Here is a 12399-nt window from a genome sequence, read left to right on the forward strand (position 1 = left end):
GCTCACCGGGCCTCCCTGTGACCGTCGGTGGCCGCCGGGCCGACGGCCCGATCGGCCGCCTCGATGTGCCGGTCCACCTCGGCGCCGAGGCTGCGCAACACGTCCAGCGTCAGCCCGATCACCACCAGGTAGACGCCGATGTCGAAGAAGAGGGAGGTGACCAGGTAGAAGTCCCCGATCCCCGGAAGCCAGAGGTCGATCGTGGTGCTCTCCAGCACGGCGCCGCCGCCGAGCAGGGAGATCACCGCGCTGCCGGCGGTGAGCAGCAGCCCGGCGCCGAGCACTGTGCCGGCGCCCACCGGCGCGGCCTCGACCAGTTCGTACCGGCCACCGGCGAGGTAACGCATGGTCAGCGCGAGGCTGGCCACGAGTCCCCCAGCGAAGCCTCCGCCGGGCGCGTTGTGTCCGGAGAACAACAGGTAGAGGGAGAAGAGCACCGCGGTGTGGGAGATCAGCCGGGTGACCACCTCCAGCACGATCGACCGGTGCCGTTCGTGCAGGGTGGCCCCGCCGCGCAGCCAGACCGACCGGCCGGGGACGGCTTCCTGGCCATCGTCCTCCCGCCGCCGCGGACGTGGGCCGGTGCGGGACTTCTGGAAGATCAGGCTCGCCACCCCGGTGGCGGCCACCACCAGCACCGCCACCTCGCCCAGGGTGTCCCAGGCGCGGATGTCCACCAACGTCACGTTGACCACGTTGCGGCCGTATCCCTGCTCGACCGCCAGGCGCGGGAAGTCCTCGGAGATGGGGCGAGCCTGCCGGGCTGCCGCGGCGCCGATGGCCAGGCTGGCCACCGTGGTACCGACGATCACGCCGATCGTCCGGCGTATCCAGCGGCTGCGCCGCAGCGGCCGGATCGAGAACCGCTCCGGCAACCGGCGCAGCACCAGCACGAAGATCGCGATGGTCATGGTCTCCACGAGGAACTGGGTCAACGCCAGATCCGGCGCGCCGCGGAGGAGGAAGAGCATGGCGGTGCCGTAGCCGGTCATCCCGACCAGCAGCATCGCGGTCAGCCGCCGCCGGGCGCCCACGGCGAGCACGGCGGCGACGCTGATCACCAGCAGCACCACTGGCTGAGCGGGACTGGTCCACAACGCGATTGGCTCTGTCCAGGACCGGGTGAACAGCAGCGCCCCGCCGGGCATCGCGGCCAGCACGATCAGGATGAGCCCGAGATACTGCGGCAGTGAGCCCCGCTGGGTGACGCTGGTGACGTCCACGGCGATCCGGTCGAAGCGCTGGGTGATCCACTCGTACCCCTGCTCCCCGGTGACCGGCGAGCGCAGCCGGGCGAGCGCCGGGGCCAACGGGCCACGCAGCGCGAACAGTGCCGCCCCGCCCACCACGGCGAGCGCGGAGAGACCGAGCGCCGGGGTGAGGCCGTGCCACAACGCCAGGTGCTCACCGACGGTGCCGAACAGTTCGGGGTAGGGACGAAGCAGGTGGTCCAGCACCCCGGCCGCCGGGCCCGCGACGAGCCCGACCACGGCCAGCAGCAGCGGCGGCACCAGCAGTGGCAGCCCGATTCGCCCCAGCTGGGTCGGGGCGGTGCCGGGTCGGGTGGCGAACGCTCCCCAGAGGAACCTGATGCTGTACGCCACGGTGAGCACGGTGCCGGCCACCAGCCCCGCCAGCACCAGCGGCTGATCGGTGAAGGCGGCGAAGACGGCCTCCTTCGCCACGAAGCCGAGCAGGGGCGGCAGGCCGGCCATCGACGCGGCGGCGAGCACCGCCACGCCGGTCAGGACCGGTGCGGTCCGGCGCAGCCCGGACAGCTCCCGCAGGTCCCGGGTGCCGGCACCGTGGTCGATCACGCCGACGACGAGGAACAGCGCCGCCTTGAACAGGGCGTGGGCGAGCAACATGGCGACACCGGCCAACGCGGCGTCGGCGGTGCCGACCCCGATCACGACCGTCAGCAGGCCGAGTTGGCTGACCGTGCCGTGCGCGAGCAGCAGCTTCAGGTCGGTCTGCCGCAGCGCCGCCCAACCGCCCAGCACCATGGTGGCCAGGCCGGCGGTCACCACCACCGGGCGCCACGGTCCGGCCACGGCGAGCATCGGGGCGAGCAGGCCGAGCAGGTAGACGCCGGCCTTGACCATCGCCGCCGCGTGCAGGTACGCGCTGACCGGCGTCGGCGCCGCCATCGCCACCGGCAGCCATGAGGCGAACGGCAGCACCGCCGACTTCGACAGCGCCCCGAGCAGGATCAGCAGCACGGCGACGACCAGGTAGCCGCCAGCGGGCAGCGGTCGCTCCGCCAACTCCGACCAGCGGTAGGTGCCCGCGTGCTGGCCGAGCATGATGAACCCGACCAGCATGGCCAGGCCACCGAGCGTGGTCACGGTCAGGGCCTGGGCCGCCGCCCAGCGGCTGGACCGCCGCTCGGTGCTGTGCCCGATCAGAAGGTACGAGAAGATCGTGGTGAGTTCCCAGCCGACGTAGAGCAGCAGCAGATTGTCGGCGAGGACCAGCCCGAGCATCGCACCGGCGAAGGCGACCATCACCCCGGCCAGCCGGGCGTTTCCGAGTGCGCCGGGCGGGAAGTACCGGGCGCTGTAGACCAGCACCAGGGCGCCCACGCCACCGACCAGCAGCGTCATCAGCCAGGACAGGGTGGTCATCCGCAGGGAGAATTCCAGCCCCAGTTGCGGGATCCACGGGTACCTTTCAAGCACCGCGCCACCGTCGGCGACGTCTGGTGTGCGTACCAGGGCCCAGCCGAAGGCGGCCGCGGGCGCGAGCGCCAGCAGGTAGTAGGCGCGCGGACCCCACCGACGCACCAGCAGTGGCGCCACGAGGGCCGCCACGAGGTGCAGGATCAGCAGTTCGAGCACGCGCGCTCCCGGTCGAGGTGGCCGTGGCGCCGCTCGGCCTGAACCCGGCACCTAGCAGCGATCAGACGACAGATCAGCGCGCTGTGGGTGGTTTTCCCGAAATGCGGCTACTTTCGCCGGCGGGATGGCGGCGGGCGGTTCAGGGGCGGGCGGCAGCGTCCGCCGGTGAGCTCGCGGCGCCCCGACCGGGACGCCCCTCGACCATCAGGTCGGGCCGGCCGAGCTGCGACGCCGCCCTGTTGACCAGGCGCTGCGCGGCGGCCAGGGACCGCACCGACAACAGCCGGCCGCGACTCTCCCGGCGCAGGACGAAGTAGTGCACGGCGGCCCGCACCTGTGCGCGGTCGGCCGCGCTGGCCTGGGCGGTGGTGACGACCAACTCCCGCAGGCAGCCGGCGAGCCGCTCGGCCAACTCCAGCTCGGCACCGTGCAGCCCGGCACGAAGGGTGGCGACATGGCTGTCGACCTTGCGGATCAGGACGTCGGTGGCGGGTCCGGAACTCCACTCTTCGACGACCATCCGACCTCCTCCACCCGCCCGCAACGCCGCGGGTGAAGTTACTTTATGTTGCCCGCCACAAGCAAGCAGTTAAGTAAGACTAAACGGATTCTACACGCAGGCCATTCTTAACGCCTTAAACCGACAAACCCCGCTAGAGCGGCGACGACGGCTGTCGGTCCCCGGGGGCAGGATGGAGTCGTGGCGGATTCCAGCGTGGCTGCGGCGGGGCTGTCCCGATTCGGTCGGGCGACCCGGGAGTGGTTCGGCGCGGCGTTCGCCGCGCCCACGGCGGCACAGGTCGGCGCCTGGGACGCGGTCGCCGCCGGCCGCCACGCCCTCGTCGTGGCGCCCACCGGTTCCGGCAAGACGCTGGCCGCGTTCCTGTGGTCGCTCGACCGGCTCGCCCGCGAACCCACACCGGCCGACCCGAGGCACCGGTGCCGGGTGCTCTACGTCAGCCCGCTCAAGGCGCTCGCGGTCGACGTCGAACGCAACCTGCGTGCTCCCCTCACCGGCATCCGGCAGGCCGCGACCCGCCTGGCGCTGCCGCCGCCGCAGATCACCGTCGGCATGCGTACCGGGGACACCCCCACCGACGAGCGTCGGGCCTTCGCCCGCACCCCGCCGGACGTGCTGATCACCACGCCGGAGTCCCTGTTCCTGCTGCTCACCTCCGCTGCCCGGGACTCGCTGCGCGGGGTCGAGACGGTAATCGTCGACGAGGTGCACGCGGTAGCCGGCACCAAGCGCGGCGCCCATCTCGCACTCTCCTTGGAGCGCCTCGACGAGCTGCTGCCCGCCCCGGCTCAACGGATCGGCCTCTCCGCCACCGTCCGGCCGCTGGACGAGTGCGCCCGTTTCCTCGGCGGCGGCCGTCCTGTCGAGGTGGTCGCCCCGACAACCGCCAAGACGATCGAGGTCAGCGTCCAGGTACCGGTGGAGGACATGACCCGCCTCGACGAGCACGACACTCCGCAGGACGAGCTGACCGCCCCCCGGTCGGCCTCGATCTGGCCCGCTGTGGAGGAACGGGTCTTCGGGCTGATCCGGTCCCACCGCTCGACCATCGTCTTCACCAACTCCCGGCGCAGCGCCGAGCGGCTATGCGCCCGGCTCAACGAACTCGCCGCCGAGGAGCAGACCGAGGCGGAGCCGGCCACAACCGGTCGGGCCACCCGGCTCCCAGCGGAGCTGATGGCCCAGGCCGGCGCGGTGGCCGGCGTGCCGCCGGTGATCGCCCGGGCGCACCACGGCAGCGTCTCCCGGGAGGAACGCCAGCACATCGAGGAGTCACTGAAGGCAGGGCAGTTGCCGGCGGTGGTGGCTACCTCCAGCCTCGAACTCGGCATCGACATGGGCGCGGTCGACCTGGTCGTGCAGATCGAGGCACCGCCCAGCGTGGCCGCCGGCCTGCAACGTGTCGGCCGGGCCGGGCACCAGGTCGGCGCGGTGTCCCGGGGTGTTGTCCTGCCCAAGCACCGGGGCGACCTGCTCTCCTGCGCCGTAGTCGCCGAGCGGATGGCCGACGCCGCCATCGAGGAGCTGCGACATCCACGCAACCCGCTGGACGTCCTCGCCCAGCAGATCGTCGCGATGGTCGCGCTCGACCGGTGGCGGGTGGACGACCTGGCGACTGTCGTCCGGCGCGCCGCGCCCTTCGCCGAACTGCCCGAATCCGCGCTGCACGCCGTGCTGGACATGCTCTCCGGCCGCTACCCGTCGACCGCCTTCGCCGAGCTTCGTCCCCGGCTGGTGTGGGACCGCACCACGGACGTGCTGACCGGCCGCCCAGGTGCCCAGCGGCTCGCGGTTACCAGTGGCGGCACCATTCCCGACCGAGGGCTGTTCGGTGTCTTTCTGGCCGGCGCGGAACGCGCCGCCCGAGTGGGCGAGCTGGACGAGGAGATGGTCTACGAGTCGCGAGTCGGCGACGTCTTCCTGCTCGGCTCCTCGTCCTGGCGGATCGAGGAGATCACGCCGGACCGGGTGCTGGTCTCCCCGGCCCCCGGGCAGGCCGCCAAGATGCCGTTCTGGAAGGGCGACCAGCCCGGCCGGCCGGTCGAGTTGGGCCGGGCAATCGGCACCCGGGTCCGCACGCTGCTGCGTCAGGGCGACGAGGAGGCGATGGCCACGCTGCGCGCCGCCGGGCTGGACGACTGGGCCGCCGGAAACCTGATGGCATACCTGCGCGAGCAGCAGGCCGCGACCCGTGCGCTGCCGGACGACCGGACGGTGGTGGTCGAGAGGTTCCGCGACGAGCTCGGCGACTGGCGGCTCGCCGTGCACAGCGTCCTGGGGGCCCGGGTGAACGCGCCCTGGGCGTTGGCCATCGGCCGGCGGCTAGCCGAGCGGTACGGGGTGGACGCGCAGGTGATGCCCGCCGACGACGGCATCGTGGTACGCCTGCCGGACACCGCCGACACGCCACCCGGCGCCGACGTGGTGGCGTTCGATCCCGAGGAGATCACCCAGCTGGTGGAGGAGTCGGTCGGCACCTCGGCCCTGTTCGCCGCCCGCTTCCGGGAGTGCGCCACGCGCTCGCTGCTGTTGCCCCGCCGTGACCCGCGTCGCCGCCAGCCGCTCTGGCAGCAGCGGCAACGCGCCGCCCAGTTGCTGGACGTGGCCCGCGAGTTCGCCGACTTCCCGGTCACGCTGGAGGCGGCTCGGGAATGCCTACAGGACGTCTTCGACCTGCCAGCCCTGACCGAGGTGATGCGTCAGCTCGCCGGCCGACGGGTCCGGCTCGTGGAGGTGGAGACGACCCGGCCGTCACCGTTCGCCCGCTCGCTCCTCTTCGGCTACGTCGGCGCCTTCCTCTACGAGGGCGACGCGCCGCTGGCCGAACGGCGGGCCGCGGCACTCGCCCTGGATTCGGCGCTGCTCGGCGAGCTGCTCGGCCGGGTCGACCTGCGTGAACTGCTCGAACCAGCCGTGCTCACCGAGACCGAGCGGCAGTTGCGGTGGCTGACTGCGCAGCGCCGGCCCCGGGACACCGAGGACGTGATCGAGCTGTTGCGGCAGCTCGGCGACCTCAGCGCCGACGAGCTGGCCGAACGCGGCGCGCCCGAGCAGTGGCTGACCGAACTGGCCGCCGCCCGACGGGTGCTGCGGGTCCGCATCGCCGGGCAGGAGCGGTGGGTCGGCATCGAGGACGCCGGCCGGCTGCGGGACGCGCTGGGTGTTGCCCTGCCGGTGGGTGTCGCGCAGGCGTACCTCGAACCCGTGGCCGACCCGCTCGGTGACCTGGTCGCCCGGTACGCCCGCACCCACGCCCCGTTCGCGGCCACCACCTGCGCGGCCCGATTCGGGCTCGGGGTCTTCGTGGTGGAGCAGGTGCTGCGCCGCCTGGCCGCCACCGGTCGGGTGGTCTCCGGCGAGTTCACGCCGGACACGGTCGGCGCCCAGTGGTGCGACGCAGAGGTACTGCGCCTGCTGCGCCGCCGCTCCCTCGCCGCGCTGCGCCGGGAGATCGAGCCGGTGCCACCCCGGGCGCTGGCCACCTTCCTGCCCCGCTGGCAGCAGGTCGGTTCCGCGGCCCGAGGGGTTGAGGCGGTCGCCGCCGCCGTGGAGCAGTTGCAGGGTGTGTCGGTGCCGGCCTCGGCACTGGAACGCCTGGTGCTGCCCGCCCGGGTCGCGGACTACTCCCCCGCGCAACTCGACGAACTCTGCGCCAGCGGCGAGGTGCTCTGGACCGGCGCGGGAGCGATCTCCGGCGGGGACGGCTGGGTCAGCCTGGCGTACGCCGACTCCGCCCCGCTGCTGCTCCCGCCACCGAACGACGCGCTCGCCCGCACGCCCCTGCACGACACGGTGCTGGACGCCCTCGACGACGGTCAGGCCCTGTTCTTCCGTCCCCTGGCCGACCGGGTCGGGGCCACCGACGACGCCGAGCTGACCGCCGTCATCTGGGACCTGGTCTGGGCCGGCCACCTCACCAACGACACCCTTGCGCCGTTGCGGGCCGTGATCGGTGCCGGTGGCGCCCATCGCGCGCGCCCGGGCGTCGCGCGCGGCCGCTACCGGAGGCCGGGAAGGGTCGCGCTGCCCAGCCGCAGCGGCCCGCCGACGGTGGCCGGCCGCTGGTCGCGACTACCGGACCGAGACACCGACGCGACCCGCCGCGCCGCCGCGCTCGCCGATGCGCTGCTGGAACGACACGGCGTGCTGACCCGGGGCGCGGTCATGGCCGAGCAGGTGCCTGGCGGCTTCGCCGCGGTCTACCCGGTGCTGGCCGCGCTGGAGGAGCGCGGCGCGGCCCGCCGGGGATACTTCGTCGACGGACTGGGCGCGGCACAGTTCGCGGTGCCTGGCGCGGTGGACCGTATCCGTGCCCTGGCCGAGCCGGTCGGCGGCGGGCGCGCTCGGGGCGGCGCCACGGTGGTGCTTGCCGCCACCGACCCGGCGAACCCCTACGGCGCGGCGCTGCCCTGGCCGGAGCGGGCGATCGACGCCGGAGACGACGCGGCGCCGCAGCCGGGCACCGGCCACCGGGCCGGCCGCAAGGCGGGAGCCCTGGTGGTGCTGGTAGCGGGTCAGCTGGCGCTCTACGTGGAGCGGGGCGGGCGCAGCATCCTCTCCTTCACCGACGACGAGCAGGCGCTGACCTCAACCGGCAGGGCGCTGGCCGACGCGGTCCACTCCGGCGCGCTGGGCCCGATATCGGTGGAGCGCGCCGACGGCGATCCCGTTCGCTCGTCGCCGCTGCGCGACGCCCTCACCGCAGCCGGTTTCCGAACCACCCCCCGCGGCCTGCGCCTGCGCCCCTGATGGATCACTTCCGCAGTTCAGCGGAGGGTGTCGAGGGTCTTCTCATAGCGGCGGCGGTCGGTGGGCGGCGTCCGCGCCGAGGGGTAGTTGAGCACCACCGTGCCGCTGCGGTACGCGGCGCCATTCCACCGCTCGGCCAGGTCACCGGCGCTGCTCTCGTCCGGGAATACGTACACGGCAACGTCGGTGGTGACGACGAGTTCCGAGCAGCCCAGCCCCAGCCCGTCCGGTCCACACTCCACGGACCGGTCCCGGGGGTCGGCCACCCTGAGCCCGGCGGCCCGAAAGGCCGCGACGACCTCTCCGGCGGTCGGTGCGCCTTCCTGGCGTGGCGGCAGCACCACCGGTGGTGGGCTGGGCGGACGCCGTTCGGTGTCGCCACCGGCGGTCGGGCCGTCCGCTCCCGCTCTGGTAGACGGTGGTGCGTCGGCGGCGCCCGGCCCGGTCGGGTCCACCTCGCCCGCCGACGGGACCGCCTCGGTCGACGCGGCGCCGGCGGGCGAACTCGGTCCCGCCGGCTGCTCCGGGTCACCACCGCAGGCGGCGAGCGTGGCCGTCAGCAGGACGACGACGGGCAGGATCCGATGGCTCACTCCTGGCAGTCTGCCCAACCCACTCCGTCACCGGCAGTAGCCGGTCGGTCAGGCGCAGTGTCGCGTATCCGGCAGGACGACGCGTACGATCCGGTGCCGTGACCAGCAGCGCCGCCAGCAACGCCCGGGGGCCGACCGGGGTTGTCTCGATCACCACGGATTACGGGCTCGCCGACGGGTTCGTGGCGGCCTGCCACGGAGTGATCGCGCGGCTCGCGCCCGAGATGCGGATCATCGACGTGACCCACCTGGTGCCGCCGGGTAACGTCCGCCGGGGCGCGACGGTGCTCGCGCAGACCGTGCCGCACCTGCCGTCCGGGGTGCATGTGGCGGTGGTCGACCCGGGCGTCGGCACGACGCGGCGGGGCGTCGCGCTGGCCACGCCCGGCGGGCTCCTGGTCGGGCCGGACAACGGCCTGCTGCTCGACGCCGCCGAGGCCCTCGGCGGGGTGACCGGCACGGTGGAGCTGACCAATCCGCGTTGGCTGGCGTCTCGGGTTTCGGCCACCTTCCACGGTCGGGACGTCTTCGCGCCGGTCGCGGCCCGACTGGCGCTGGGCGCACCGCTGGCGCAGGCCGGCCCGCCGGTCGACCCGACGACGCTGGTGCGGCTGCCCGACCCGGTGGTCCGGCGAGAGCCGGACGGGTTCGTCGCCGAGGTGCTGACGGTGGACCACTTCGGCAACGTTCAGCTGGCCGCCCCGGCCGACCTGCTGGCCCCGCTGCCGGCCCGGCTCCTGGTGCGGCCGGAGCCCGACCAGCCGGTACAGGCGGCCGACGGCGGGGAACGGGAGTTGGCGGCCGTGCACGGGCGTACGTTCGCCGACGTGCCGGTGGGCGCGCTGGTGGCACACGTGGACTCGGCCGGGAAGGTCGCGCTGTCGGTCAATGGTGGACACGCCGTCGACCTACTCGGGGCAATCCCGGGTACGCTGCTGCGGGTCCGGGTCATGGCCTCCCTCGATGCGGACCCGCGCCACGCGGAGGAAACGTCTACTGTGGAAAGCTGTCGAAGTGGATGATCGCTGGGTTCCCGCCGCCTGCCCCTGCTGCGCGTACCGGACCGGCGGCGGCACCTGTCCGGTCTGCTTCTGGACAGACGACGGCCAGGCCGACGCGGACGCCGACGTGGTCCGCGGCGGGCCCAACGGGGATCTGAGCCTGTCCCACGCTCGACTCAACTTCGCTGTCTACGGCGCCTGCCACCCCCGCTACCAGGAATCGGTTCGGGCACCCCGGCCGGATGAGCTGCCCTGACCCGGCGCTGACCGGACACGAGGGTTACCCGCGGGCGGCAGACCGGGCCGGCGGGGAGGAGCCGGCCCGGCCTGCCGCGGCCCGGTTCAGCAGACCGGCACCGACCCACCCCAGACCGCCGAGATGTACGCGTGGCTGACGAACTGCCCGCTGGTTAGCCGATTCCACCGGTTGGTGGTGCGGTACGGACCGGCGATCGTCTGCCCGGTCACGTAACACTGGAGCGGCACGTTGGCGTGCTGGGCGGCCAGGCCCCGCGTCGCGTAGCCGGTGCCGGGGCCGGCCCGCACGTTCAGCGGGCCGTCGCCGACCACACCACGTGCGCCTGTTCCGGTCCACAGGTACGCCACGTCGACCCAGGCGTTCGTGGTCAGCTGCAACCCGTCCCAGAACGTCCCGTCGGCGAGGTCGACGCCGGCCGGGTTCAGCACCACCCGGCCGAACTGGTCCCGCCCGCCGTTGTAGCCGTTCTGGTAGGCCGCCTGCGCCTGCGGTCTGCCCCGGGGCAGGTCCTTCCAGTTCTCCCGCACCCCGCTCGGGTTCCAGTAGTCGTCGCGGGTGTTCCATGGTCCGACGTCCCAGACGGGCGCGTACTCGCACCGGCTGCCGCTGGTGGTGCAGACCCGCAGGGTGTAGTCGCCGCTGTTGCGCGGGGAGAGTCCCCGGCGCGAGGGCAGCGCCACGAAGTGGTCGCGGGTGCGGACGGTGTGCCCGTTGGCGGTCACCTCGCCGACCAGGCCGATCCGGGTCGCGTACACCCGGTAGGTGAGGCCGGGGGTGGCGGCGGTGGCGGTGACGGTGTCGGCGGTGAGCCGGACGGCGCTGACCTGGGTGGTGGCGCCGTAACGGCTGCCGGTGAGCACCACCCGGGCCTGTACCCGGCGGACCGGCTGGTCGAAGACCGCCGCGGGGACGGCGTCCCGCCACTCGGACCAGCCGATCGCCCGCCAGCCACGGACCTGGACGCTCGCGGTGGCGCCGGATCTGGTGGCGGCGGTGACCTCGGCCCGGATCCGGGTCGCCGGGCGGCGGAGGTTTCGCGGGGCGACCACCAGCATGCCCTCGGCGACCGCGCTGCGCCGGGCCGGCACTCCGGGCGGCCGGGAGTCGGCCAGCCGGAGACCGGTGCGGGTGTACCGCACGTTGACGTCGTCGGCGTCGACGACGGACAGGTCGGCGGCCCAGCGGTCGGCGCGGGCGGCCGACGCGGACGTGGGGTGCAGGGACACGGCGAGGGCGATGGTCAGGGCAAGAGCCAGGACGTGGGTACGGGGATAATTCATCTGCATTCTCCTCAGAACTCCCCGATAATGCCCATATAAGTAGATCGAAGAGAAGCACCGTACAAATGGTGATACACGTGAATCCGCTTCAAGTGGGAGAATAGTGCGGTGCCCGAAGGTGACACCGTCTGGAACACCGCCCGTGTCCTGGAACGCGCGCTGGCCGGGACCCGCCTGACCGGCAGCGACTTCCGGGTGCCCGCACTGGCCACCACCGACCTCACCGACTGGACGGTGCGCGAAAGCGCCAGCCAGGGCAAACACCTGCTGCTCCGGCTGGACGCCCCCGCCGGCACCGGCGAATCGCGATGGACGCTGCACTCGCACCTGCGGATGGACGGCACCTGGCGGGCGTACACAACGGGCGAACGCTGGTCGGCGCGGCCGGCGCATCTGATCCGGGTGGTGCTGCGCGCCCCGGTCGCGACCGCCGTGGGCTACCACCTGCACGAGGTGACCCTGGTACCCACCGCCGAGGAGGGGCGCCTCACCGGCCACCTCGGCCCCGACCTGCTCGGCGTCGGCTGGGATGCGACCGAGGCCACCCGCCGGCTGACCGCCCACCCCGACATCCCGATCGGTGTGGCCCTGCTCGACCAGCGCAACCTGGCCGGCATCGGCAACCTCTACAAGTGCGAGGTGCTGTTCCTGCGCGGCGTCCATCCCCGCACACCGGTACGGGACGTGCCCGACCTGACCGGTCTGGTCACGCTGGCGCAGGCGCTGCTGGCCGCCAACCGGGGCCGGTGGACGCAGAGCAGCACCGGATCCCTACGGCACGGCCAGACCAGCTACGTGTACGGGCGACGGGCGCAGCCGTGCCGGCGCTGCGGCACCGCCATCCGCAAGGAGGACCTGGGCGAACGGGTCACCTACTGGTGCCCCACCTGCCAGCCCGGCGCGCCTTGACCGGCTCGCGCCACCGCAACCTGAAGCCACTGCCGTGGATCTTCCACGTGGCGGTCTGGGCAGGTCCGATGCGGTAAACGGCCCGTCACCCGACCGGACCGGAGTGGCGCGGACAACACGCCGCAGCATCGGCAGATTAGGACGACTGGGCCCTTCCTAACCGACCACGCGCGTCGCATGCTGCGAATGACGGCTCACGGAACGTCACACCGCCCGCCCGCGCCGCCACGTCGCCGGTGGTGGCCGTC

The 12399-nt window shown here is 73.2% G+C and carries 8 protein-coding genes; 4 read left to right on the top strand and 4 right to left on the bottom strand.

From position 1 onward, the window contains the following. Positions 1–2 precede the first annotated feature (2 nt). Together ACFHWY_RS04375 and ACFHWY_RS04380 are read right to left on the bottom strand one after the other, a co-directional pair. Entirely contained in the window at positions 3–2840 is a 2838-nt protein-coding gene (locus ACFHWY_RS04375) for a Na+/H+ antiporter subunit A (RefSeq protein WP_416578780.1), read from the bottom strand. Between the two features lie 139 nt (positions 2841–2979). Beyond that, a complete protein-coding gene (locus ACFHWY_RS04380; protein ID WP_416578781.1) occupies positions 2980–3360 on the bottom strand; it encodes a hypothetical protein in 381 nt (126 codons plus the stop codon). Between the two features lie 180 nt (positions 3361–3540). On the opposite strand from ACFHWY_RS04380, the gene ACFHWY_RS04385 reads away from it, so the two are divergent. Further along, positions 3541–8109, top strand: a complete 4569-nt coding sequence (locus ACFHWY_RS04385; protein ID WP_416578782.1) for an ATP-dependent helicase — start codon at positions 3541–3543, stop codon at positions 8107–8109. Positions 8110–8126: 17 nt separating this feature from the next. On the opposite strand, the gene ACFHWY_RS04390 is transcribed toward ACFHWY_RS04385, so the two are convergent. After that, positions 8127–8702 (bottom strand): hypothetical protein, encoded by a 576-nt coding sequence (locus ACFHWY_RS04390; protein ID WP_416578783.1) that lies wholly within the window; start codon positions 8700–8702, stop codon positions 8127–8129. 98 nt (positions 8703–8800) lie between these two features. On the opposite strand from ACFHWY_RS04390, the gene ACFHWY_RS04395 reads away from it, so the two are divergent. Together ACFHWY_RS04395 and ACFHWY_RS04400 are read left to right on the top strand one after the other, a co-directional pair. Then, the gene (locus ACFHWY_RS04395) at positions 8801–9724 is read left to right on the top strand and encodes an SAM hydrolase/SAM-dependent halogenase family protein (RefSeq protein ID WP_416578784.1); all 924 of its coding nucleotides are present in this window, start codon (positions 8801–8803) and stop codon (positions 9722–9724) included. Beyond that, entirely contained in the window at positions 9717–9959 is a 243-nt protein-coding gene (locus tag ACFHWY_RS04400; RefSeq protein WP_416578785.1) for a CPCC family cysteine-rich protein, read from the top strand. Before ACFHWY_RS04395 ends, ACFHWY_RS04400 begins: the two co-directional genes overlap by 8 nt. Before the next feature lie 86 nt (positions 9960–10045). Here the strand turns inward: ACFHWY_RS04400 and ACFHWY_RS04405 are convergent, their stop codons facing one another. Further along, positions 10046–11242 (bottom strand): hypothetical protein, encoded by a 1197-nt coding sequence (locus tag ACFHWY_RS04405; RefSeq protein ID WP_416578786.1) that lies wholly within the window; start codon positions 11240–11242, stop codon positions 10046–10048. 108 nt (positions 11243–11350) lie between these two features. On the opposite strand from ACFHWY_RS04405, the gene ACFHWY_RS04410 reads away from it, so the two are divergent. Beyond that, on the top strand, positions 11351–12151 hold the full coding sequence (locus ACFHWY_RS04410) for a DNA-formamidopyrimidine glycosylase family protein (RefSeq protein WP_416578787.1): 801 nt from the start codon (positions 11351–11353) through the stop codon (positions 12149–12151). The last annotated feature ends 248 nt before the right edge of the window (positions 12152–12399 follow it).

This window comes from Micromonospora sp. LOL_024 (assembly GCF_048060415.1).
GTDB lineage: Bacteria > Actinomycetota > Actinomycetes > Mycobacteriales > Micromonosporaceae > Micromonospora.

What these genes read in the sequence shown, in the direction of transcription:
- ACFHWY_RS04405 (WP_416578786.1), bottom strand. Translation starts at nt 11,242, where the DNA reads ATGAATTATCCCCGTACCCACGTCCTGGCTCTTGCCCTGACCATCGCC.
- ACFHWY_RS04380 (WP_416578781.1), bottom strand. Translation starts at nt 3,360, where the DNA reads ATGGTCGTCGAAGAGTGGAGTTCCGGACCCGCCACCGACGTCCTGATC.